We start from the raw sequence: 23,329 nt of genomic DNA, 5'->3' as shown, positions 1-23,329 counted from the left end.
GGCCTCCGAGGGGCCGCGACCGACGAGGGGAGCGCCGTGCAACCACTGTGGTACCGCAACGCCGTCATCTACGCCGTCGACCCGGCGATGTTCCACGACTCCAACGCCGACGGATGGGGGGACCTGCGCGGCGTCACGCAGCGGCTCGACCACCTCCGCGGCCTCGGCGTCACCTGCCTGTGGCTCCTGCCGTTCTACCACTCGCCGTTCCGCGACGGCGGCTACGACGTCACCGACCACCTCGGAGTGGACCCCCGCCTGGGAACCCTCCCCGACGCCGTGGAGCTGCTGGAGGCGGCCGAGGCGTACGGCATCCGCGTCGTCCTGGACCTCGTCGTCCAGCACACCTCCGACCAGCACCGCTGGTTCCAGGAGGCCCGCGCCGACCGCGACTCGCCCTACCGCGACTACTACATCTGGTCCGACGAGCCCCGCGACGACGGGCTGGAGCCGATCTTCCCCACGGTCGAGGACGGCATCTGGACCTGGGACGAGACCGCCGGCCAGTACTACCGGCACGTCTTCTACGCGCACGAGCCCGACCTCAACTTCGCGAACCCCGCCGTGCGCGAGGAGATCCGGGACATCATGCGGTTCTGGCTGCGACTGGGCGTCTCCGGCTTCCGGACCGACGCGATCCCCTACATGGTGCACGGCGCCGAGGCCGCCGAGCCCGGCGGCGGGGCCGACCTGCTGCGCGAGATGCGCGAGTTCGTCATGCTGCGCCAGCCCGAGGCCGTGCTCCTGGGGGAGGTCGACGTCCCCCTCGACGAGTACGACGACTACTTCCTCGACGGCGACGGCCTGACCATGCTGCTGAACTTCTGGATGAACAACCAGGTGTTCCTGTCCCTCGCCACCGGCGAGGCCGAGCCGATCCACAAGGCCCTGCGCGACATGCCCCAGCCGCCCCGCCTCGGCCAGTACGCGAACTGGCTGCGCAACCACGACGAACTCGACCTCGAGCGGCTCGGCGAGGCCGACCGGGAGACGGTCATGGACACCTTCGCGCCCGACGAGACCATGCGCGCCTACGGCCGCGGCATCCGCCGCCGGCTCGCGCCGATGCTCGGCGGCGACGAGCGGCGGATCGCCGCCGCCCACGCCCTGCTCCTGTCCCTACCGGGCGCGCCCGTCCTCCAGTACGGCGACGAGATCGGCATGGGCGACGACCTGTCCCGCAACGAGCGCCTGTCCGTGCGCGTCCCCATGCAGTGGTCCTCCGACGAGAACGCCGGGTTCTCCTCGGCCCCGCCCGACCGCCTCGTCGCCGGCGTCGTGAAGGACGGCCCCTTCGCCTACGACCGCGTCAACGTCTACGACCAGCAGCGGCGCTCAGGCAGCCTCCTCGCCAGGATCGGCGACATGGTCCGCAGCAGGCACGGCCTCACCGCGATCGGCTTCGGCCGCCACAGCGTCATCGACACCGGGCGGCCCTCGGTGGTCGCGCTCCGCCACGAGGACGACCGCGACGGCATCGCCGTCACCCTCGTCAACCTCGGCGGCGAGGAGGTCGAGGTCGCGATCCCCGACGAGGACCTGCACGACCTCGTCGACGTCCTCGCCGACGCCGAGTACCCGCCCGAGGAGGACGACCGGCCCTCACTGCGGCTCAACGGCCACGGATACCGGTGGCTGCGGCCCCGCAACCACATCTTCAAGTAACCCGACCGGGCCGCAGGAGGGCCGCCCCCTCCGGCCCGGCGTTTGGAGCACACGATGGAGATCGGATTCCACGCCTCGCACGAGCAGTTCCCGCCCTCGCGGCTCGCGGCGCTCGCCGCCGCCGCGGAGACCGCCGGATTCGACGCGGTCCTCTCCTCCGACCACTTCGCGCCCTGGAGCGCCGACCAGGGCGAGTCGGGCTTCGCCTGGACCTGGCTGGGCGCCGCGATGAGCGCCACGAGCGTCCCGTTCGGCGTCGTCACCGCCCCCGGGAACCGCTACCACCCGGCCGTCACCGCGCAGGCGATCGCCACGGTCGAAGAGCTCTTCCCCGGGCGCCTGACGCCCGCGCTCGGCAGCGGCCAGGCCCTCAACGAGCACGTCACCGGCGCCCACTGGCCCCGCAAGGCCGAGCGCAACGCGCGCCTGCGCGAATGCGCGGACATCGTGCGCCGCCTCCTGGACGGCGAGACCGTCGACCACGACGGGCGCGTCACCGTGCGGACCGCGCACCTCTACACCAGGCCCGAGGCGCCGCCGCCGCTGTTCGCGGCCGCCCTCACGCCGCGCACGGCCCGCGAGGTCGCCGCCTGGGCCGACGGGCTCATCACCGTCAACGCCCCGCACGAGCGGCTCCGGGACATCGTCGGCGCCTTCCGCGACGGCGGCGGCGAAGGGCCGCTCCACCTCCAGGCGCACGTCTCCTGGGCCGCCGACGAGGAGCGCGCCAGGGCCGCGGCGCTCGAGCAGTGGCGGTTCGTCGCGCTGCCGCCCGAACTGAGCCAGGAACTGGAGCTGCCCGAGCAGTTCGACGCCGCCTGCGCGCACGTGCCCGCCGACGCGCTGAACGACGCGGTCCTCGTCTCGGCCGACACCGGCAGGCACGCCGAGGCGCTGGCCTCCTACGCCGAACTGGGCTTCGAACGCGTCTACCTCCACCAGGTGGGCCGCGACCAGGAGCGGTTCATCGAGGCCTTCGGCGAACACGTCCTCCCGCAGTTCGCGCCCACGGCCTGAATCCGGCCGCTCAGCGGCCCACGGCGGCCTTGAGCTGCTCGATGAAGACCCGCTCTCCTTCGGAGATGTCGACCTTCCTGCTGAAGAACCCGGCCTCCTTGGACCGGACGGCCCGCGCGATCTCGGTGGCGAGGCGCAGGAGCCAGTCGGCGTACGCCTCGGCGTCCGCCGCGTCGCCCCGCTCCCGGAGCAGGGCCACGGCCCCCTCCGCCTCCTTGAGGGCGACGGTCATGGCCTCGTCGGTGAAGGGGAGCTCCCGGTCCCTCTCCACCGTGTCCCCGCGGCCCTTCAGCTCGAGCGCGACGGCCTTCACCAGCGGATTCGTGTGGCGCTGGGCCTCGCGGAACACCTTCGCGCCCGCGGTGACCTCCTTGAGGAACGCGATCGCGTTCTTCGACCCGTCGGCGACGATCGCCCCCTTCATCACCACGCCAGGGGCCTCGATGATCCGGGCGCGCTCGTCGTCGTTGAATGCAGAGAGATCCGTCAAGGCCTGGCCTTCCATCGCACTGGTAGGGAACGGGGACACCATACTGCGAGCCCCGCTCACCGCCTCAAGCCGGGCGATCGGCTAGCTCGTCCGCTCGGCGCCCGTCAGGCGGTAGGCGTCGTAGACACCGTCGATCTTGCGGATGACCTTGACCAGGTGCTCCAGGTGCTCCGGCGTCGCCATCTCGAACGTGAAGCGCGACAGCGCGACCCGGTCCCTCGTCGTGGTGACCGTGGCCGACAGGATCGACACCCGCTCGCCCGACAGCACCTGCGTGACGTCCGCGAGCAGCCGGTGGCGGTCCAACGCCTCGACCTGCACGGTCGCCACGAACGTCGCCTGGTCCTCCTCGTGCGACCAGTGCACCTCCAGGACCCGGTCCGGCTGGAGCTCGATGCGCTCCTCGGCGTTCTCGCAGTCCCGGCGGTGCACCGAGATCACGTGGTACCGCGTCGCGAAGCCGATGATCGAGTCGCCCGGGATCGGGTTGCAGCAGTGCGCCAGGCGCACCGGCATCTCGCCCTCCTCCATCCCCGCGACGGACACCGCGGCGTGGATGTCGCCGTGCGCCTCGGGGACGATCCGCGCCGGCTGCGTCGGGGCCGTGGCCTCGGCCATGTCCTCGGTGGCGCCCTCGGCCCCGCCCTGGACCTCCAGCAGCCGCTGCACGACCGACGAGGGGGAGATGTGGTGCTCGCCCAGGGCCGCGTACAGCGCCTCGACGTCCTTGAGGTTCAGGTCCTTCGCCAGCGACGTCAGGTTGTCGTGCGTGAGCATCCGCTGCATCGGCAGGCGCCGCTTGCGCATCGCCCGCGTCAGCTCGTCCTTGCCCAGCTCGATGGCCTCTTCGCGGCGCTCGCGCTTGAAGTGCTGCTTGATCTTCGTGCGGGCGCGCGGGCTCTTGACGAACCCGAGCCAGTCCTCGCTCGGCGTCGCGTTCTCGGAGTTCGAGGTGAACACCTCGACCACGTCGCCGTTCGACAGCGTCGACTCCAGCGGCACGATCTTGCCGTTGACCTGCGCGCCGATGCAGCGGTTGCCGACCTCGGTGTGCACGGCGTACGCGAAGTCCACCGGCGTCGAGCCCGCCGGGAGGGCGATCACGTCGCCCTTGGGCGTGAACACGTACGCCTCGGAGGAGGCCAGGTCGAACCGGAGCGCGTCCAGGAACTCCGACGGGTCGGCGGCCTCCCGCTGCCAGTCCAGGAGCTGGCGCAGCCACGCCATGTCGTCGATGTGCGCCGGGGGACCGGCCACGGTCGAGTTCTTGGTCTCCTTGTACTTCCAGTGCGCGGCGATGCCGTACTCGGCGGTGCGGTGCATCGCCCACGTGCGGATCTGCATCTCGACGGGCTTGCCGTTCGGGCCGATCACCGTGGTGTGCAGCGACTGGTACATGTTGAACTTCGGCATCGCGATGTAGTCCTTGAAGCGCCCCGGCACCGGCTGCCAGTTCGCGTGGATCACACCGAGGGCCGCGTAGCAGTCCCGCTCGTTCTCGACCAGGATGCGCAGGCCCACCAGATCGTAGATGTCGTTGAAGTCGCGGCCGCGCACGATCATCTTCTGGTAGATCGAGTACAGGTGCTTCGGGCGGCCCGACACCTCCGCGCGGGTGCGCGACTCCTTCAGGTGGTCCTTGACCTGCGCTATGACCTGCTGGAGCAGCATCTCCCGCTGCGGGGAGTGCTCCGAGACCAGGCGCGCGATCTCCGCGTACCGCTTCTTGTACAGCGTCGCGAAGGACAGGTCCTCCAGCTCCCACTTGATGGTGTTCATGCCCAGGCGGTGGGCCAGGGGAGCGAGGATCTCGAGGGTCTCGCGGGCCTTCTGCTCCTGCTTCTCGGGCGGCAGGAACGTCAGGGTCCGCATGTTGTGCAGCCGGTCGGCGAGCTTGATGACCAGGACGCGCGGGTCCTTCGCCATCGCCACGACCATCTTGCGGATGGTCTCGGCCTTCGCCGCGTCCCCGAGCTTGACCTTGTCGAGCTTGGTGACGCCGTCGACCAGGAGCGCGACCTCGCCGCCGAACTCGGCGGCGAGCTCGTCCAGCTCGTAGTCGGTGTCCTCGACCGTGTCGTGCAGGAGCGCGGCCACGAGCGTGTTCGTGTCCATGCCCAGCTCGGCCAGGATCGAGGCGACCGCCAGCGGGTGCGTGATGTACGGGTCGCCGGACTTGCGGAACTGCCCCGTGTGCAGCTCCTCCGCCCGCGTGTACGCCTGCTGGAGCAGCCGCACGTCGGCGCGCGGGTGGGCCGCCCGGTGGGCGGCCACCAGGGGTTCGAGGACCTCGGGGAGCTGGGAGGACTGCCACGGCGCGTTGAAGCGCGCCAGCCGCGCCCTCATGCGCCGGCCGGTCGGGGGCCCGGTGGGGCCGCCCGAGGTCGGCGCGGCGTCGGCGGACTTGCCCGCCGCGGCTCGCTCGGTCACCACGCACGCCTCCTCGGTCTCCACACGGCGTTCAGCGCCGCTGCAAAGCTCAACAGAGCTTCGACCCCAATCCTAGCCGGGCGGCGCTGTCGGATTCGCCACCGATCGCTGCGACGGCGCCCACGCCTACATCGCGCCCGCGGCCGCCACCTGCTCGACGATGTCCAGGCCGGACGTGACCTGCCCCAGGATCGTGTAGTCCGCCGGGAGCGTCGTGTCCTCGTAGACGATGAAGAGCTGGCTGCCGGTGGTGCCGGCGCCCGCGTTCGCCATCGCGAGGGTTCCCGCAGGGTAGTTGCCCTCGGCCTCGACCGGCAGGTTCTCCTCCGCGAACGAGTAGCCGGGCGAGCCCGCGCCGGCCATCTCGGGGGTGCCGGCCTCGATCGCGGCGCGAGCGTCGGGGTCACCGCATTGGAGGACCCAGATGCCGTCGGTGGTGAGCCGGTGGCACTGCTGGTCGTCGAAGTAGCCCTGCATCGCCAGGAACGTGAAGGAGCCGGCGGTGCACGGTGCCCCCGCGGTGTCGATGTCGGCGGTGATCGTGCCCAGGTTGGTCACGACCGTCATCTCCTGCGTCCCGGCCGCGGGCTGCCGGGGCTGCGGCGTCTCGCTGACGCCGTCGGCGGAGGTGTACGTGCACGACTCGGCGGACGAGGCGTCCGGGGTGCTCATCTGGACGCACTCGAGGTAGACGTCCTGGGCCGGGCGGCCGTCCGTCAGGCCCTCGGCGGGGGTGCCGACCTCGCCTTCGCCGCTGGGCTCGACGCCGTCGCAGCGGGCCGAGGCCTCCTCGGCGGCGTCGACCAGGGCCGCCATGTCGCCGTCGGGGCCGCCGGCCTCCTCGTCGTCGCCGCCGAGCCAGACGACCGCGCCCCAGGAGAGGAGCACGAGGGCGACCAGGGCGGCGACGCCGCCGACGGCCCAGCCGACGGTGCGCTTGTGCTTCTCTTCCTGGGCCTTGGCGCTCATGCGCTGTTGCAGCTGCTGCCGGGCGGCCAGGCGCTGGGCTTGTTTCGACGCCACCGTCGGATCTCCTTCGCGCGGTTAAGGGGTGCTTACTCGGTCTCGGTAGTGGTCTCGTCGGTCGCCTCGGGGGAGGTCTCACCGGACTCCGCGGTGGGGGTCTCGGTCGAGTCGGCCGGGGCCGACTCGGTGACTTCGGCGGCGGGGCTCTCGGTCACCTCGGAGGTGGGCGTCTCCTCGGCGGCGGGCTCCTCGTCCTCGAAGAAACCGGACTGCCACAGGTAGGCCAGGGTCAGCACGGCACTGATCGCGAGCAGCCCCCCGAGCGCCTGGAGCCGGCGCCGGCGGCGCAGCCTGCCCGCGAGTCGCGCGTTCTTCTTCGCGTTCGCGATGCGCTGCTTGCGCTGCTCCATGTGCTTGGACTTGGCGGGCACCTGGCCTCCTACTTATGACCGGTCTCGGCGTCGCATGCGAGTCGTAACACGGTTGCGACTCGATACGGGGGGTACGAGTTCCGCAGTCTAACCGGGTGAAGTCAGACGCATCACCGCAGGATGCCCCGTGTATCCTGAGCCCGCGACGGAGAAGGGGGAGCGGGTGCTCATCGAGACGCTGGTGGCTGACGCGTTCGGCACGAACTGCTACGTGCTGTCCGCCGGCCCCGGCTCCGAGTGCGTGGTCGTCGACCCCGGCATCGGCATCGCCCCCCGCCTCGACGACCTGCTCGCCGACCGCGGCCTCAAGCCCGTCGCCGTCGTGCTGACGCACGGGCACCTCGACCACACCTTCTCGGTCACGCCCGTGTGCGGCGCGAACGACGTGCCCGCGTACATCCACACCGACGACGCCCACCTGCTCGCCGACCCCGCCCAGGGCTTCAGCGCGAACATGATGTCGCTCGTGGGCACCGGTCTGGAGTGGACCGAGCCCGACGACGTGCAGCCCCTCGCCGACGGCGGCGTCATGGAGCTCGCCGGGCTGCGCTTCACCGTCGACCACGCCCCCGGCCACACCGCCGGCTCGGCCATGTTCCATACCGCGGACGGCGAGGCGGCCTACACGCTCACCGGCGACGTGCTCTTCCGCGGCGCGATCGGCCGCACCGACCTGCCCGGCGGCAGCGAAGCGGCCATGTTCGACAGCCTGCGGCGCAAGGTCCTCCCGCTGGACGACGCCACGGTCGTACTGCCCGGCCACGGGCCCGGCACCACCATCGCGGCCGAGCGCGCCCGCAACCCGTACCTGAAGCGGGCGGCCGCGGGCCATTAGCCGCGCGGCCGTCCGCTCTTCCTTCCGATATTCGATCGAATCCAGGAGACACCCATGTCACGACCTCAGCCGCTCTCGGGCTTCCCCGAACTGCTGCCCCGGCAGCGGATCGTCGAGCAGCAGGTCGTCGACCATCTGAGCCGCGTGTTCGAGCTGCACGGCTTCGGGAACCTCCAGACCCGCGCCGTCGAGCCGATGGACCAGCTGCTGCGCAAGGGCGAGACCTCCAAGGAGGTCTACGTGCTGCGCCGCCTCCAGGCCGACGCGAACGACACGGGCGACGCCGAGCTGGGCCTGCACTTCGACCTGACCGTGCCCTTCGCCCGGTACGTCCTCGAGAACGCCGGGAAGCTCAACTTCCCGTTCCGCCGCTACCAGATCCAGCCGGTCTGGCGCGGCGAGCGCCCGCAGGGCGGCCGCTACCGCGAGTTCTGGCAGGCCGACGTCGACATCGTCGACCAGGGCGAGCTGCCCGCGCACTACGAGGTCGAGGTCGCCCTCGTCATCGCCGACGCGCTCCGGGGGCTGCCGATCCCGAAGGTGCGGATGCACGTCAACAACCGCAAGCTCTCCCAGGGCTTCTACCGGGGCATCGGCATCGCCGACACCGACGAGGCGCTGCGGATCATCGACAAGCTCGACAAGATCGGCCCCGACGCGGTCGCGAAGCTCCTCATCGACGGCGTCGACGCGACCCCCGAGCAGGCCGAGGCGTGCCTCAGGCTCGCGTCGATCAGCGCCGCCGACACCTCGTTCGCGGACGAGGTCCGCGCGCTCGGCGTCGAGGACCCGCTGCTCGAGGAGGGCCTGACCGAGCTCGCCGCGGTGGTCGACGCCGTGGCGAAGGAGGCGCCGGGCTTCATCGTCGCGGACATGAAGATCGCCCGCGGCCTCGACTACTACACCGGCACCGTCTACGAGGTCTTCATCGAGGGCCGGGAGCACCTCGGCTCGATCTGCTCCGGCGGCCGCTACGACAGGCTCGCCTCCGACGGCAAGAACACCTACCCGGGCGTGGGCCTGTCCATCGGCGTCTCGCGCCTCCTGGTGCCCCTGCTCCAGGCCGGGAGCCTCGACGCGACCCGCGAGGTGCCCACCTGCGTGCTCGTGGCGCTCGCCGACGAGGACGGGCGCCCCGAGGCGAACGCGCTGGCCCAGCGGCTGCGCCGCCGCGGGATCCCGACGCAGGTCTCGCCCTCGGCCGCGAAGTTCGGCAAGCAGATCAAGTTCGCCGACAAGCGCGGCATCCCCTTCGTCCTCTTCACGAACGAGGAGGGCACCCAGATCAAGGATATCCGCTCCGGCGACCAGGTGACCGTCGACGCCGACACCTGGGAGCCCCCGGTCCAGGACCTGTACCCGCGCATCACCGCCGAATGACGCGGGAGCGGGCGCCCGAAGGGCGCCCGCTCCCGCGTATCGGAGCCTACCGGCGTAGCACGGTGTTGTTGTAACCCACGATGTCGGATTCCAGGACGTCGGCCATTGACGGGAGTCCGGCGGCGCGCCTGACCCATTCCAAGAGTTGGGCGACATCGTCGCAGGTGTATATCTTGCTTCGTTCCTCGTCGGTGATTTTTCGACCGCGAGTGAGGATCACCTGGACCAATGCTTCGGCGGTTCCTTGGGCCCTGCCTCGGACTCTGCCCAGGTCGAAACCTCTTGCTTCGCGTTCGAGCAGGAGTTTGCTCTGGTAGAGGTCAGGTTTGCTCTCCATCAACGCCATGAGCATCTGTTCGTCGGTGTCGGTCACGGCTCATCCGAAGATGTCGGCCGCGGAACGAGCGGTGATCGAGAGCTTCCCCCAAGCCCGAAGCTGAGCCAGGTCTCCGCAGTCTTCAATGCGGCGACGCTCGTTCTCGGTGATCCGCAGTCCGCGCGTCTCGATGATGGCCAGCAGCATCTCAATGGCCTCCTCGACCCTGCCCTCGGCTTTGCCCCGGGCCTCGCGGTCGGCGAGGAGCTTGCTCTGGTACGGGTACGTCTCGTGCTGCATCAGGGCCTCCAGGATTGCGCGGGGTTGCTGGCTGAGCTGCCCCAACATGTACTCAGTGTATCGTTTGGCCACTTCCTCCGGGCGCGACGCGAGCTCCTCCTCCACGGCGGTGAGGAGTTGCTCGATCTCCTCCGCGTGCTCGTGGATCAGGGTGCCGAGCACCATGCGTTCGGCGAGTTCGCCCGTCCCCGACGGCTCGGTGAGCTTCGGATAGTTAGCCGAACCGAGCACCAGTGCTCGGAAGTCGCTCCCGGGCTGCCCGGTCTCGATCGGCTCGGTCGCCCATGCGGCCACTGAGGGCCTCGGACAGATCACGATCAGCAGTACCGGCGCTTGGATCCGGTGGCGGATGTTCGCTTGATAGGCGGGCCAGGAGAACAGCTTGTCCTTGTCCTTCCCCCGCTGGACTTCGACGATGATGCCGAGCCGGTTCTGGTCGCCTTCGCGGCAGACGACCACGTTGTCGGCGTTCAGGTCGCGTACTTCGACATCGGTCGCCGATTCGGAGTAGGGGAGTACTTCGCTGTAGGCCGGGAGCGCGAGATCGAGCATCTCCGCGAGCTCGACGGCGAACCGCGGCCGCGCCCGGCAGAGCTTCAGCGGCGTGTCGTGCACATTGGTGGTCACCCGCGCAACGCTACGAATCGCCTGCGACAACCCAAGGCCCCGTAAGGGATCGGTCGACCCTCGTAAGCGATGGACTTCACACCCGCCGTATTCGCGGCGGGTGCGAAGCCCGCGGTTCGCTCAGGCGTGGGCCTCGACGGTCGAGTCCGCCTCCGTCCGTGCGGCCCGGATGCTCCTGCGCCGCACCGGCATGCCGAACAGCGGGTTGGCGACGCCCCAGGCCGCGCCCTTGCAGACCAGCTCCTTGTAGACCGCGGCCGTGCGGCCCCGCAGCGAGGCGGCCCTGGCCGTGTCGTCGGCGGTCACGTACTGGATGAGGCCCTCCTTGCGGCCCAGGCTGATGCACTGGTTGAAATAGCGCAGCGGCGCGTGCGGGAGCCTTCCGTCGGTCAGGCGGGCCGCGATCGCGTCGGCGGCCTGCCAGGCCATGGGCGTGCCCGAGGCGCACGACATCCGCAGCGGCTCACCGGTGCTGCCCATGGCGTAGGCCGCGTCGCCGACCGCGTACACGTCCGGGTGCGAGACCGAGGCCATGGACCCGTCGACCACGATTTGGCCGCTCGCGGTGACCTCCACACCGCTCGCCCGCGCGATCGGGTGGACCGTGAAACCCGTGGTCCACACGGTGACCTGGGCCGGGATCGCCTCGCCGCCGGCCGTGGCGACCGCGTCGGCCCCCACTTCGGCGACGTCGGCGTGCTCGTGGACGGCGATCCCGAGTCCTTTGAAGACCTTCCGCAGGTGCGACCGGCCCTTCGGCGAGACCCAGTCGCCGAGGCCGCCGCGGGCGACCAGGGCGATCTTCAGGTCGGGCCGCGCCTCGGCGAACTCGGTGGCCGCCTCGATGCCGGTGAGGCCGCCGCCGACGACGGCGACCGCGCTCCCCGCGTCCAGGCGCGCCAGCCGCTCGCGCAGGCGCAGCGCCCCGGGGCGGCTCGCGACCTCGTAGGCGTGCTCGGCGACGCCCGGGACACCGTGGTCGTCCGAGCGGCTGCCGAGGGCGTAGACGAGCGTGTCGTACTCGAGCTCGGCGTTCCCGTCGGTGTCGACGACCGCGACGCTCCTGCGGTCGGCGTCCACGGCGGTGACCTTCGCGAGCCGCACCTCGACGCCGGTGCCCGCGAACATCTCGGCGAGCGGGCGGGGCTTGAGGTCCTGGCCGGCGGCCACCTGGTGCAGGCGGACCCGCTCGACGAAGTCGGGTTCGGCGTTGACGAGCGTGATGCGGACGTCGTCGGCGTGGAGCCGCCTGGCGAGGCGCCCGGCGGCGACGGCCCCGGTGTAGCCGGCGCCGAGGACGATGATGCGGTGCTTCATTTCCGTGCTCCCGTCTGGATGGGTTCACGTCTTGAACCGGACGGGGACGCGAAACCTGACAGGGCTCCTGCGTGATGCCGCTCACCACGACGCGATGAGCGGCGCGCCGTGCTCCTGGGCGGCCCAGGCGGCCGTGAGGCGGTGGAGCCGGTCCGCCGAGGCCATCCCGCGCACCAGCGCGATCCTGCCGCCGTCCATCTCGAGCACGACCAGTCCCACCACGCGGCCCTCGAAGACCGCGACGACCGCGGGCGAGCCGTTGACGACGGCGGCGTGGATCGACGGGGAGCCGCCGACCAGCCGCCGCTTGGCGTCGGTCGGCCGGAACGCGCCCCGCAGCGTGGCCGCGATCCGCTCGGGCGTGGGCAGCACCATGAGCGTGGCGGCCAGCCCGGCGCCGTCGGAGACCCCGGTCGCGTCCTCGGTGAGCAGCGCGACCAGCCGCTCGGTGCGCCCGGACGCGGCGGCGTCGAGGAAGGCCTCGACGATCCGGCGCGCCTCGGCGCCGTCGACCGCGCCGAAGCGGCGCCCGGCGGCCAGGCGCACCCGCGCCCGGTGCAGGTGCTGCTGGCTCGCCGCCTCGGTGAGGTCGAGGATCGCGGCGATCTCGGTGTGGCTGTGGGCGAACGCCTCCCGCAGCACGTAGACGGCCCGCTCGGTCGGCGAGAGCCGCTCCATGAGCGTGAGCATCGCCAGCGACACCGATTCGCGCTGCTCGGCGGTGTCGGCCGGGCCGAGCATCGGGTCGCCCGCCAGGAGCGGCTCGGGCATCCAGTCGCCCGCGGCGCGCTCGCGCCTCGCCCGCGCCGACCGGAGCCGGTCGAGGCACAGGTTCGCGACGACCTTCGTCAACCACGCCTCGGGCACCTCGATCAGGTCCCGGTCGGCGGCCTGCCAGCGCAGGAACGCGTCCTGCACCGCGTCCTCCGCGTCGGCGGCCGAGCCGAGCAGGCGGTACGCCAGCGAGGCCAGCCGGTGCCGACTGGCCTCGAACCGGTCCACGGCGGTGCGGTCCATGAGCGCCACTCTAGGCGGCGAGGGCCTCACCGGCGCGCTCGGCGGCGCCCGCCAGGCGGTGGCGGCGCTTCGGCATCCCGAACGTCGGGTGCGCCTCGCTCCAGGCCGAGCCCTTGAGGACGGCGTTCTTCAGCCGGGCGGCGGTCTGGCCCCCCAGGTACCACGACTTCGCGTTCGCCTCGCGGTCGACGAACTGGAAGATCGCGTCCCTGCGGCCGAGGCTGATGTGGTTGCCGTAGTACAGCAGCGCCGTGGCGGCGACGCGCCGGCCGGTGAGGCGCCCGACGATCGCGTTCACGGCCTGCATCGACGTGAACCCGGCCGAGGCGCACGACATCGGCAGCGGCCGCCCGTTCGCCCCGATCGCGTGGACGCTGTCGCCCGCCGCGTAGACGTCGGGGTGCGAGACCGAGCGCATGGTCGCGTCGACGGCGATCTGCCCGGTGCCGGTCACCTCCAGGCCGCTCGCCGCGGCGACGGGGTGGACGGCGAACCCGCCGGCCCACACGACCGCTTCGGCCTCGATCACGCCGCCGGCGGCGACCGCGCGGCCGGGCTCGACGCGCTCGACCGCGGTGCCGGTGCGGACCTCGACGCCGAGCCGTTCGAAGGCGCGGCGCAGGTGGCGGCGGGCGCCGTCCGACAGCCACGCGCCGGGCTCCCCGCGGGCCGCCATCGCGACCGCCAGGTGCGGCCGGGACTCGGCGAGCTCGGTCGCCGTCTCGATGCCGGTGAGGCCTTCGCCGACGACCAGCACCCGGCTCCCGGGGGCGAGCCCGTCGAGGTGCGCGCGCAGGCGCAGGGCGGCGGGCCGGGACGTGACGTGGAAGGCGTGCTCGGCGACGCCCGGGACGCCGCCGTCGGCCGCGGCGCTGCCGAGGGCGTAGACGAGCGTGTCGTACCCGAGCTCCCCGGCGCCGCCGTCCCCGGCGACGGCGACGGTCCGGGCGCCCGGGTCGAGCGCGGTGACGCGCGCGATGCGCAGGTCGACGCCGGTGCCCGCGAACATCTCGGCGAGCGGGCGGCGCCGGAGGTCCTGCCCGGCGGCGACCTGGTGGTTGCGCATCCGCTCGACGAAGTCGGGTTCGGCGTTGACGACGGTGATCGACGCGTCGGCGGGCGCGAGGCGGCGGGCCAGGCACCCGGCGGTGTAGGCGCCGGCGTATCCGGCGCCGAGGACGAGGACGCGGTGCTTCATGACGTGCTCCTGTCTGGTTCGGTGCCCTCTGAACGAGACGGGGCGCCGATTGCTGACAGGACCCGCCTGTGAAGCGGACCACACGTGCGCTAGAAGGCCTTGAGCAGCGGACCGCCGTGGTCCGAGGCCGCGAACCGCCTGGTGGCTCGCTCCAACTTGTCCGGGTTGACCTGGTTGCGGAACGCGGCGATGCCCTCGTCGGTGACGTCGATGCAGATGACGCCGACCACCCTGCCGTCGACCACCGCGACGGCGGCGGGGCCGCCGTTGGCGGTGGTCGCGTACACGTCGGGCGAGCCGCCGACCATGTTCCGCTTGGCCTGGCCGGGCCTGAACAGGCCCCACATGAACTTGGCGACCGCGACGGCGCCCTCGAAGGCCCGGGCGCGGGCGGGGACCTTCCCGCCGCCGTCGCCGACCGCGACGGCGTCCGCGGTGAGCATCCGCACGAGCGGCTCGGTCTCGCCCCCGGCGGCGGCCGCGAGGAACTCCTCGACGACGCGGCGGGCGGCGGCCTCGTCGATCGCGGTGCGGGACCTGCCGTCCGCGAGGTGCTTCTTGGCGCGGTGGAAGGTCTGCTGGCAGGAGGACTCGGTGATCTCGAGGATCTCGGCGATCTCGCGGTGCGGGTAGCCGAAGGCCTCGCGCAGCACGTACACCGCGCGCTCCACCGGGGACAGCCGCTCCATGAGCTGGAGCACCGCCATGGAGACCGACTCGCGCTGCTCGGCGGTGTCGGCCGGGCCCAGCATCGGGTCGCCCGCGAGCAGCGGCTCGGGGAGCCACTGGCCCACGTAGGTCTCGCGGCGGGCCCGGGCCGAGGCGAGCTGGTTGAGGCAGTGGTTGGCGAGCACCTTCGTCAGCCACGCCTGGGGGACCTCGATCAGGTCGCGGTCGGCGGCCTGCCAGCGCAGGAACGCCTCCTGGACCGCGTCCTCGGCCTCGGCCGCCGAGCCGAGCAGCCGGTACGCGACGGCCTCCAGGCGGTGCCTGGAGGCCTCGAACAGGTCGACGTCGCCCGCGCTGATGGCCATGGGCCCGATACTAACGCCGGACGAGCGCCGGGGCCCGCCCCAGCGGGCCCCGGCCGGCGGCTACTCGACTTCCTGGACGCAGTAGATCGCGGTGATGGTGTCGATCTCGGGGTCCCAGTCGCGCCCGGCGGCGATCGCGGTGTCCGTGTAGTAGTACTGCGTGTGGCCCGAGCCGCTGCAGGCGTCGGCGGCGGCCACGCCGTGGTACGCGTCGCTCGGGTCGGCGTCCTCGGGGTTGGCCACGATGCGCAGGACGTACCAGTAGGCGTCGGCCGAGGTGCAGTCGACCACGTAGAACCCGGTGGTGACGTTCTCGATGCACTCGCCCTCGACCGGGACGCGGTAGACCGAGCCCTCCTCGGTGGTCGCCTCCTCCGTGGTCGGGGCCTCGGAGGTCTCCACGGCCTCCTCGCTGGTGACCTCTTCGGTGGGGGCCGCCTCGGTGGTGGTCTCGGTGCCGGGGTCGTCGTCGCCGCCGAGGTTCATGGCCAGGACGATGCCGCCGCCGGCCACGGCGAGGACCACGATCACGAGGGTGATGATCAGCGGCAGGCTGGAGTTGCCGCGCGGGGGCGGCGGGGCCGCCTGGCCGGGCTGGAAGGCGCCGCCGGGCGGGCCGGGCGGCGGGGGCGGCGCCGGCTGGTACCCGCCCGGCTGCCCGGGCGGGTAGGCGGGCCCGGGGGAGTAGGGCTGGCCGGGCGCCCCGCTGGCCGGGTTGAGCGGTGGGTTGCTGTAGCCGGCGCCGGGCCCGTACGGGTCGGGGCGGGAGTACGGGTCGGCGTCGGTGGTGTAGTGCTGCGGGGCCGAGGGCTGCCCGTATCCCGGCTGGGAGGGGTCGTACGGGTTGTTGCTGGGGGGCGGGTAGGTCATGGGGTTCTCCGTCGCGTGGCCGGGCACTGGGGGCGTGAACGATCCGATCCCCTCCATCATATTGCCCGCTTGCGAACACCCGCCCCTCCAGGAACGCGCAACCCCGCAACGCCTTGGCAACGAAAAGGGCCGCCCCCGCGCGCGGGGGCGGCCCTCGGGCCCGATCGTCGATCAGGTCACAGGTTGTCGCTCATGCACATGGCGCCGTAGATCAGGCCGTCGCCGCCGTAGATCGGCGTCGAGTAGTAGCCCGAGTTGACGCAGCCGCCCACCGCGGTGCTGGAGTCGAACGCGGACTCCTCGATCGGCGGCTCGTAGGTCTCCACCTCGTCCACCTTGTACAGGGCCCCGGCGTCGGTGCAGTCGAGGGTGTACCAGTACTCCGGGTCGCTGTCGGTGCAGGTGCCGGCGTCGGGGATCACCGGAAGGCGCCCGTTGGCGTCCTCCTTCTCGATCGCCGAGATGCACAGCAGGTAGTCGACCTTGCCGCCTTCCCAGTCGTACACGTAGTAGTAGCTGGTCCAGGCCTGGCCGAAGTACGAGCCGAGGGCCTCGGGGCCGCAGGCGGCGCTGACGCCGTCGGTGCTCTCCAGGTCGCCGAGCGAGTCGGCGCGCAGGTCGGGGTCCTCGTCGACCTTGTCGATGCTCCAGAACGCCTCGGTGCCCTCGCAGTCGGTCACGAGGTCGGCGGTCGGGTCGTCCGTGGTGCTGGTGAGCGACTCGAGGTCCTGGACCAGGCAGTCGCCCGCGGCCACGTTCGCCGAGGTGTCGGAGTCGCTGAGGTCGCTCGCGGCGTCGCTGATGCTGTCGCCGCCGGCGACCTTGACGAGGAAGTAGATGCCCAGGCCGACGACGACCAGGATCACGGGCACGATCTTCCACAGGAGGCCCTTGCCGGTGTCCTTGGCGAACTGCCCGAAGCCGTTGCCGCCGCCGCCGGGGGGCATGGGCGGCGGGGCGCCGTAGCCGCCGCCGGGGGGCGGCGGCGGGTACCCGCCGGGCTGCTGCGGGTATCCGCCCTGCTGCGGCGGGTAGCCCGGCTGCTGCGGCTGGCCGGGGGGCGGCTGGGGCGAGTACCCGCCCGGCTGCTGCGGCGGGTAACCCGGCTGCTGCGGCTGCTGTCCGTAGCCCGGGGGCGGGGGATAGGTCATTGGTGCATTGCTCCTTGGAAAAGTACTCTTGGGAGGGGTGTCGCGAACACGGGACGGGCGCCGTGCGATATGCGATCACTCTAACCACCCCTCGCCACTGCCGACCACGGCCCGGCCTCCTGTTACAGGCCCGTTGCGGAGTGGTTGCCGCAGGGCCGAAGGCGCGGACGAAAAAACCTCGCGACCTGCTCGGATCGTAGGACGATGGTGTCCGCTAGATGAGCGATGCATTACACTCGTCTGACACTTTGCATTCTCTCGGGCCGACGTCGTCCCGTATCAAACACCGTTGTGCTCCAGCGTCCCCGTCCGCTGCGAGCGCTCGACGACGAAGGAGGCCACGGTTGCGTTCTGCCCTGCACTCGGCGCCCGGTCTTTACCGCCCCGCATGGGAGCACGACGCCTGCGGCGTCGCCTTCGTAGCGGACATGCGAGGCCGGGCCGCCCACGGCGTCATCGAGCACGGCCTGTCCGCGCTCGTCCGCATGGAGCACCGCGGTGCCACCGCCCCCGATCCCGACTCCGGCGACGGGGCGGGCATCATGCTGCAGATCCCCGACGCCTTCTACCGCGAAGTGGTCGACTTCGCGCTGCCCGCCGCCGGCCGCTACGCCGCCGGCCTGGTGTTCACCCCCGAGGACGACGACGCGGCCCTGCACGCCCGCGCCATCGTCGAGAAGTACGCCGTCGCCGAGGGCTGCCGCGTGCTCGGCTGGCGGGACGTGCCCACCGACGCCTCCGGGCTCGGCGCCGCCGCGCTGGCCTCCAAGCCCCGCGTCTCCCAGGTCTTCGTCGCCGCCGAGGACGGCCTCGCCTCGGGGCTGGACCTCGACCGGCTCACCTACGCCGTCCGCAAGCAGGCCGAGCGCGAGATGCGCGAGCGCCGCCTCGACGGCTCCGCGATCGTCGGCCTCTCGGCCCGCACCATCGTCTACAAGGGCATGCTCACCCCCGCGCAGGTGCCGCAGTTCTACCCCGAGCTCGCCGACGAGCGCCTCACCAGCGCGATCGCCCTGGTCCACTCGCGGTTCTCGACCAACACGTTCCCGTCGTGGCCGCTGGCCCACCCGTTCCGGATGGTCGCCCACAACGGCGAGATCAACACCATCCGCGGCAACCGCAACTGGATGACCGCCCGCCAGGCCGAGCTCGCCACCGAGCACCTGCCCGGGCGCCTGCGCCGGCTCTTCCCGGTCAACACGCCCGGCGGCTCCGACTCGCTCAACTTCGACGAGGTCGTCGAGCTCCTGCACCTGGGCGGGCGCAGCCTGCCCCACGCGATGCTCATGATGATGCCCGAGGCCTGGGAGCACAACGCGACCATGGACCCCAAGCGGCGCGACTTCTACCGCTACCACGCCTCCATCATGGAGCCCTGGGACGGACCGGCCGCGGTCTGCTTCACCGACGGCGTCCAGATCGGCGCGGTCCTCGACCGCAACGGCCTGCGCCCCGCCCGCTGGTGCCGCACCACCGACGACCTCGTCGTCCTCGCCTCCGAGACCGGCGTGGTCGACATCGAGCCGAGCCGCGTCGCCGAGAAGGGCCGCCTGGAGCCGGGCCGCATGTTCCTGGTCGACACCTCGGCCGGGCGCATCCTCGACGACGAGGAGGTCAAGGACGCCCTCGCCAAGGAGCACCCCTACGGGGACTGGCTTCACGCCGGGCTCATCCGCCTCGAGGAGCTGCCCGACCGCAAGGTGCGCGCCTACGACCGCGAGACGGTGCGCCGCCGCCAGCTGACCTTCGGCTACACCGACGAAGAGCTGCGGATGATCATCGCCCCGATGGCCGCCACCGGCGCCGAGCCGCTGGTGTCCATGGGCTCGGACACGCCCATCGCCGGCCTCTCCAAGCGCCCCAAGCTCCTCTTCGACTACTTCACGCAGCTGTTCGCGCAGGTCACCAACCCGCCGTTGGACGCCATCCGCGAGAAGCTCGTCACCGCCATCGGCACCACCGTGGGCCCCGAGGGCAACCTGCTCGAGCCCGGCCCGCACTCGTGCCGCCAGATCGAGCTCGCGCGGCCCGTCCTCACCAACGAGGAGCTCTCGAAGATCCTCCACATCGACGAGGACGGCGACATGCCCGGCTTCAAGGCCGTGCGCGTCTCCGGGGTCTACAAGGCCCGCCACGGCTCGCGGGGCATGAAGGACCGCCTGGTCGAGATCTGCCGCCACGTCTCCGAGGCCATCGAGGACGGCGTGCGCATCCTCGTGCTCTCCGACCGCGACTCCACCGCCGACCTGGCCCCGATCCCCTCGCTGCTGCTGACCGCCGCCGTGCACCAGCACCTCGTCCGCGAGCAGACCCGCACCAAGGTCGCGCTGCTGGTCGAGAGCGGCGACTGCCGCGAGGTCCACCACGCGGCGGTCCTCCTCGGCTACGGGGCGGCCGCGATCAACCCGTACCTGGCCTTCGACTCCATCGAGGAGCTGTCCGCCCAGGGCGTCGTCGACCTCGAGCCCGCCCAGGCCGTCGAGAACTACATCAACGGCCTCTGCACCGGCGTGCTCAAGGTGATGTCCAAGATCGGCATCTCCACCATCGCCTCCTACACGGGCGCGCAGATCTTCGAGGCCGTCGGCCTCGACGCCGACTTCGTCGACCGCTACTTCACCGGCACCGACTCCTCCATCGGCGGCATCGGCCTCCAGACCCTCGCCAAAGAGGTCTCGACGCGCCACCGCGCCGCCTACGAGCGCAAGATCGAGACCTCCGAGCCGCTGCCCCCGGGCGGCGACTACCAGTGGCGCCGCGAGGGCGAGGTCCACCTGTTCAACCCCGAGACGGTGTTCCTGCTCCAGCACGCCACCCGCTCGGGCCAGTACGAGGTGTTCAAGCGCTACACCGAGAAGGTGAACGCGATCGCCGCCGACTCCGGGCTCCTGCGCGGGATGCTCGGCTTCGACGACTCGCGCCCTGCGGTCCCGGTCGGGGAGGTCGAGCCGGTCGAGGCCATCGTCAAGCGGTTCCACACCGGCGCGATGAGCTACGGCGCCCTGTCGCAGGAGTCCCACGAGACCCTCGCGATCGCCATGAACCGCCTCGGCGGCCGCTCCAACTCCGGCGAGGGCGGCGAGGACGTCGACCGCCTCTACGACCCCGAGCGCCGCTCGGCGATCAAGCAGGTCGCCTCGGGCCGCTTCGGCGTCACCTCCGAGTACCTCGCGACCGCCGACGCCATCCAGATCAAGATGGCCCAGGGCGCCAAGCCCGGCGAGGGCGGCCAGCTCCCGGGCAACAAGGTCCACCCGTGGATCGCCAAGACCCGCAACGCGACCCCGGGCGTCGGCCTCATCAGCCCGCCCCCGCACCACGACATCTACTCCATCGAGGACCTCGCGCAGCTCATCCACGACCTCAAGCACGCCGGCGGCGGCGACGCCGAGGTCCACGTGAAGCTCGTGTCCGAGGTCGGCGTCGGCACCGTCGCCGCCGGGGTCTCCAAGGCCAAGGCCGACTCGATCCTCATCTCCGGCTACGACGGCGGCACCGGCGCCTCCCCGGCCAACTCGATCAAGCACGCGGGCACTCCGTGGGAGATCGGCCTGGCAGAGGCCCAGCAGACCCTCGTCCGCAACGGCCTGCGCGACCGCGTCCGCCTCGAAGTGGACGGCGCCATGAAGACCGGCCGCGACGTTGTCGTCGCCGCGCTCCTGGGCGCCGAGGGCTTCGGCTTCGCCACGGCCCCGCTCGTGGTCGCCGGCTGCGTCATGATGCGCGTGTGCCACCTCGACACCTGCCCGGTCGGCGTCGCCACCCAGGACCCGGTCCTGCGCCAGCGCTACACCGGCGACCCGGCGTTCGTCGAGAACTTCTTCCGCTACATCGCCGAGGAGGTCCGCGAGCTCCTCGCCGAGCTCGGCTACCGGTCCCTCGACGAGGCCATCGGCGACGTCGAGCGCCTGCGCCAGATCCCCGGCCCCGGCCGCAAGGCCGCCCGCGTGGACCTGTCGGGCGTCATCGCCGCCCCCGTCGACGGCCCCCGCGTCCAGGCCACCGTCCAGGACCACGGCGTCCAGGACACCCTCGGCGCGCGGCTGGTCGACATCGCCAAGCCCGCCATCGAGGCGGGCGAGAGCGTCACCGCCGAGCTCGACATCCGCAACACCGACCGCTCGGTCGGCGCGCTCCTGGGGGCCGCGGTCAGCCGCGCCCACCGCGAGGGCCTGCCCGACGACACCGTCAGGCTCACCTTCCGCGGCACCGCCGGGCAGTCCTTCGGCGCGTTCCTCACCCGGGGCGCGACGTTCAAGCTCCTCGGCGACGCCAACGACTACGTCGGCAAGGGCCTCTCGGGCGGGCGCCTGGTGCTCGCGCCCGACGCGGGGGCCCCGTTCAAGGCCGAGGACAACGTCATCGCCGGGAACACGCTCCTGTACGGGGCGACCTCCGGCGAGGTCTACATCCGCGGCAAGGTCGGCGAGCGCTTCGCGGTCCGCAACTCCGGCGCGGTCGCCGTCGTCGAGGGCGTGGGCGACCACGGCTGTGAGTACATGACCGGCGGCACCGTCCTGGTCATCGGCCCCACCGGGCGCAACTTCGCGGCCGGCATGTCCGGCGGCGCCGCCTACGTGTGGCGCCTGGACGAGTCGCGCACCAACACCGCCCTGGCCGACCTCGACCCGCTGTCGGCCTCCGACATCGACCTGGTCCACTCCCTGCTGCTGCGCCACGGCCGGGCCACCGGCTCGGCGGTCGCCGCCGAGCTGCTCGGCAACTGGCCCAAGGCCGCCAGCGGCTTCACGAAGGTCATCCCGCGCGAGTACAAGGCCGTCCTCGCCCTCCAACAAGCCCAGACGGAGGCCGCCAATGCCTGACCCGAGCGGATTTCTCGAGCACTCGCGCGAGGTGCCGAAGAAGCGCCCCGTGCCGGTGCGCATCCTCGACAACCGCGAGGTCTACACCCGCACCTCCCAGGAGCTGGTGACGGCGCAGGCCGCGCGCTGCATGGACTGCGGCATCCCCTTCTGCCACAACGGCTGCCCCCTCGGGAACCGGATCCCGGAGTGGAACGACCTGGCCCGCACGGGCCGGTGGGACGCGGCGATCGAGCAGCTGCACGCGACGAACAACTTCCCGGAGTTCACCGGGCGGCTGTGCCCGGCGCCCTGCGAGGCGGCGTGCGTGCTCGGCATCGGCGACGACCCGGTGACCATCAAGAACATCGAGGTCGAGATCATCGACCGCGCCTTCGACGACGCGAACGTGCCCCCGCGCCCGGCCGCCGCCCCCAGCGGCAAGTCCGTCGCGGTGGTCGGCTCGGGCCCGGCCGGCCTGGCCGCGGCCCAGCAGCTGGCCCGCGCGGGCCATGCCGTCACGGTCTACGAGCGCGACGACGCCCCCGGCGGGCTCCTGCGCTACGGCATCCCGGACTTCAAACTGGAGAAGCACCACATCGACCGGCGCGTCGCCCAGATGAAGGCCGAGGGCGTCGAGTTCGCGTGCGGCGTCAACGTCGGCGTCGACATCACCGCCGAGGACCTGCGCGAGCGCCACGACGCGGTGGTCCTCGCCGTGGGCGCCCTCGAGGGCCGCGAGACCGACCAGCCCGGCCGCGGGCTCGCCGGGATCCACCAGGCCATGGAGCACCTCGTGGGCGCCAACCAGGTCGCGGCGGGCAAGGCCCCGTTCGCGCCGATCGACGCCAAGGGCAAGCACGTGGTCATCATCGGCGGCGGCGACACCGGCGCGGACTGCCTGGGCGTGGCCCACCGGCAGGGCGCGGCCTCGGTCCGCCAGCTCGACCTGTACCCGACCCCGCCCGAGGCCCGCGACGTCGGGCGCGACCCGTGGCCGACCTGGCCGGTCATCGTGCGCAACTACCCGGCGCACGAGGAGGGCGGGGAGCGGAACTACGCCTCGGCCGCCGCCGAGTTCATCGGCGACGAGCACGGGCACGTCCGCCAGATGCGCTTCAGCGAGGTCGTGGTCGACAAGTCGACCGGGCGGCGCGTGGTGAGGCCGGTCGAGGGCACCGAGCAGGTCGTCCCGGCCGACCTGGTGCTCCTGGCGATCGGCTTCGCGGGCACCGAGGAGCAGCCGCTGCTGCGCCAGTTCGGCATCGAGCGGAGCCGGCGCGGCGTGATCGACTGCGGCGAGGACTGGCAGACGGACGCGCCGGGCGTGTTCGTCGCCGGCGACGCCCACCGGGGCGCCTCGCTCATCGTGTGGGCGATCGCCGAGGGCCGCGCCGCGGCCGCGGCCGCGCACCGGTACCTCGGGGGCCGGACCGAGCTCCCGGCGCCGGTCGGCGCGAGCGCGCAACCGCTCACCGCATAA

At 72.1% G+C, this 23,329-nt stretch carries 18 protein-coding genes; 6 read left to right on the top strand and 12 right to left on the bottom strand.

Features of this window, described 5'->3' with window-relative positions:
• The first annotated feature begins 36 nt into the window (after window positions 1–36).
• Window positions 37–1,665, top strand: a complete 1,629-nt coding sequence (locus tag LO763_RS06555; protein ID WP_230601159.1) for an alpha-amylase family protein — start codon at window positions 37–39, stop codon at window positions 1,663–1,665.
• 54 nt (window positions 1,666–1,719) lie between these two features.
• A complete protein-coding gene (locus tag LO763_RS06550; protein ID WP_230601158.1) occupies window positions 1,720–2,682 on the top strand; it encodes a TIGR03885 family FMN-dependent LLM class oxidoreductase in 963 nt (320 codons plus the stop codon).
• Between the two features lie 10 nt (window positions 2,683–2,692).
• Here the strand turns inward: LO763_RS06550 and LO763_RS06545 are convergent, their stop codons facing one another.
• The 4 genes from LO763_RS06545 to LO763_RS06530 all read right to left on the bottom strand — a co-directional run bounded on the left by LO763_RS06545 (window position 2,693) and on the right by LO763_RS06530 (window position 6,999).
• Window positions 2,693–3,172: a hypothetical protein gene (locus tag LO763_RS06545; RefSeq protein ID WP_230601157.1), complete on the bottom strand. Its 480-nt coding sequence runs from the start codon at window positions 3,170–3,172 to the stop codon at window positions 2,693–2,695.
• A gap of 81 nt (window positions 3,173–3,253) precedes the next feature.
• Complete coding sequence (locus LO763_RS06540; RefSeq protein WP_439650268.1) at window positions 3,254–5,626, bottom strand: RelA/SpoT family protein; 2,373 nt, start codon at window positions 5,624–5,626, stop codon at window positions 3,254–3,256.
• Window positions 5,627–5,728: 102 nt separating this feature from the next.
• Window positions 5,729–6,625 carry a peptidylprolyl isomerase gene (locus LO763_RS29640; protein ID WP_369431926.1) on the bottom strand — a complete coding sequence of 299 codons (897 nt, stop codon included), beginning with the start codon at window positions 6,623–6,625 and terminating at the stop codon, window positions 5,729–5,731.
• Window positions 6,626–6,657: 32 nt separating this feature from the next.
• On the bottom strand, window positions 6,658–6,999 hold the full coding sequence (locus LO763_RS06530) for a hypothetical protein (protein WP_230601156.1): 342 nt from the start codon (window positions 6,997–6,999) through the stop codon (window positions 6,658–6,660).
• A 163-nt stretch (window positions 7,000–7,162) separates the two neighbouring features.
• On the opposite strand from LO763_RS06530, the gene LO763_RS06525 reads away from it, so the two are divergent.
• Together LO763_RS06525 and hisS are read left to right on the top strand one after the other, a co-directional pair.
• Window positions 7,163–7,834 carry an MBL fold metallo-hydrolase gene (locus tag LO763_RS06525; protein WP_369431935.1) on the top strand — a complete coding sequence of 224 codons (672 nt, stop codon included), beginning with the start codon at window positions 7,163–7,165 and terminating at the stop codon, window positions 7,832–7,834.
• A 54-nt stretch (window positions 7,835–7,888) separates the two neighbouring features.
• Window positions 7,889–9,214, top strand: a complete 1,326-nt coding sequence (hisS, locus tag LO763_RS06520) for a histidine--tRNA ligase (RefSeq protein ID WP_230601154.1) — start codon at window positions 7,889–7,891, stop codon at window positions 9,212–9,214.
• A gap of 46 nt (window positions 9,215–9,260) precedes the next feature.
• Here hisS and LO763_RS06515 read toward each other — a convergent pair whose 3' ends face one another.
• The 8 genes from LO763_RS06515 to LO763_RS06480 all read right to left on the bottom strand — a co-directional run bounded on the left by LO763_RS06515 (window position 9,261) and on the right by LO763_RS06480 (window position 17,044).
• Complete coding sequence (locus LO763_RS06515; RefSeq protein ID WP_230601153.1) at window positions 9,261–9,587, bottom strand: hypothetical protein; 327 nt, start codon at window positions 9,585–9,587, stop codon at window positions 9,261–9,263.
• A gap of 3 nt (window positions 9,588–9,590) precedes the next feature.
• Window positions 9,591–10,457 (bottom strand): hypothetical protein, encoded by an 867-nt coding sequence (locus LO763_RS06510; RefSeq protein WP_230601152.1) that lies wholly within the window; start codon window positions 10,455–10,457, stop codon window positions 9,591–9,593.
• A 120-nt stretch (window positions 10,458–10,577) separates the two neighbouring features.
• On the bottom strand, window positions 10,578–11,774 hold the full coding sequence (locus LO763_RS06505; RefSeq protein ID WP_230601151.1) for an NAD(P)/FAD-dependent oxidoreductase: 1,197 nt from the start codon (window positions 11,772–11,774) through the stop codon (window positions 10,578–10,580).
• 81 nt (window positions 11,775–11,855) lie between these two features.
• On the bottom strand, window positions 11,856–12,791 hold the full coding sequence (locus tag LO763_RS06500; RefSeq protein WP_230601150.1) for a sigma-70 family RNA polymerase sigma factor: 936 nt from the start codon (window positions 12,789–12,791) through the stop codon (window positions 11,856–11,858).
• Window positions 12,792–12,801: 10 nt separating this feature from the next.
• Complete coding sequence (locus LO763_RS06495; protein ID WP_230601149.1) at window positions 12,802–13,989, bottom strand: NAD(P)/FAD-dependent oxidoreductase; 1,188 nt, start codon at window positions 13,987–13,989, stop codon at window positions 12,802–12,804.
• Window positions 13,990–14,078: 89 nt separating this feature from the next.
• Window positions 14,079–15,023, bottom strand: a complete 945-nt coding sequence (sigJ, locus tag LO763_RS06490; protein ID WP_230601148.1) for an RNA polymerase sigma factor SigJ — start codon at window positions 15,021–15,023, stop codon at window positions 14,079–14,081.
• Window positions 15,024–15,083: 60 nt separating this feature from the next.
• On the bottom strand, window positions 15,084–15,893 hold the full coding sequence (locus tag LO763_RS06485) for a hypothetical protein (protein ID WP_230601147.1): 810 nt from the start codon (window positions 15,891–15,893) through the stop codon (window positions 15,084–15,086).
• Window positions 15,894–16,069: 176 nt separating this feature from the next.
• Entirely contained in the window at window positions 16,070–17,044 is a 975-nt protein-coding gene (locus LO763_RS06480; RefSeq protein WP_230601146.1) for a hypothetical protein, read from the bottom strand.
• A gap of 218 nt (window positions 17,045–17,262) precedes the next feature.
• Here LO763_RS06480 and gltB point away from each other — a divergent pair, with 218 nt between their 5' ends.
• Window positions 17,263–21,867 carry a glutamate synthase large subunit gene (gene gltB / locus LO763_RS06475; protein ID WP_369431925.1) on the top strand — a complete coding sequence of 1,535 codons (4,605 nt, stop codon included), beginning with the start codon at window positions 17,263–17,265 and terminating at the stop codon, window positions 21,865–21,867.
• The gene (locus tag LO763_RS06470) at window positions 21,860–23,329 is read left to right on the top strand and encodes a glutamate synthase subunit beta (protein ID WP_230601144.1); all 1,470 of its coding nucleotides are present in this window, start codon (window positions 21,860–21,862) and stop codon (window positions 23,327–23,329) included. The genes gltB and LO763_RS06470 overlap by 8 nt, the downstream gene beginning before the upstream one ends.

Source organism: Glycomyces amatae (genome assembly GCF_020991375.1).
In the GTDB taxonomy this organism is placed as follows: domain Bacteria; phylum Actinomycetota; class Actinomycetes; order Mycobacteriales; family Micromonosporaceae; genus Glycomyces; species Glycomyces amatae.
Note: the sequence above shows the minus strand (reverse complement) of the source record. Positions and strands in the feature narration are given on the sequence as shown.

What these genes read in the sequence shown, in the direction of transcription:
- LO763_RS06550 (WP_230601158.1), top strand. Translation starts at nt 1,720, where the DNA reads ATGGAGATCGGATTCCACGCCTCGCACGAGCAGTTCCCGCCCTCGCGG.
- hisS (WP_230601154.1), top strand. Translation starts at nt 7,889, where the DNA reads ATGTCACGACCTCAGCCGCTCTCGGGCTTCCCCGAACTGCTGCCCCGG.
- LO763_RS06505 (WP_230601151.1), bottom strand. Translation starts at nt 11,774, where the DNA reads ATGAAGCACCGCATCATCGTCCTCGGCGCCGGCTACACCGGGGCCGTC.
- LO763_RS06500 (WP_230601150.1), bottom strand. Translation starts at nt 12,791, where the DNA reads ATGGACCGCACCGCCGTGGACCGGTTCGAGGCCAGTCGGCACCGGCTG.
- LO763_RS06495 (WP_230601149.1), bottom strand. Translation starts at nt 13,989, where the DNA reads ATGAAGCACCGCGTCCTCGTCCTCGGCGCCGGATACGCCGGCGCCTAC.
- sigJ (WP_230601148.1), bottom strand. Translation starts at nt 15,023, where the DNA reads ATGGCCATCAGCGCGGGCGACGTCGACCTGTTCGAGGCCTCCAGGCAC.
- LO763_RS06485 (WP_230601147.1), bottom strand. Translation starts at nt 15,893, where the DNA reads ATGACCTACCCGCCCCCCAGCAACAACCCGTACGACCCCTCCCAGCCG.
- LO763_RS06480 (WP_230601146.1), bottom strand. Translation starts at nt 17,044, where the DNA reads ATGACCTATCCCCCGCCCCCGGGCTACGGACAGCAGCCGCAGCAGCCG.
- gltB (WP_369431925.1), top strand. Translation starts at nt 17,263, where the DNA reads ATGAGCGATGCATTACACTCGTCTGACACTTTGCATTCTCTCGGGCCG.
- LO763_RS06470 (WP_230601144.1), top strand. Translation starts at nt 21,860, where the DNA reads ATGCCTGACCCGAGCGGATTTCTCGAGCACTCGCGCGAGGTGCCGAAG.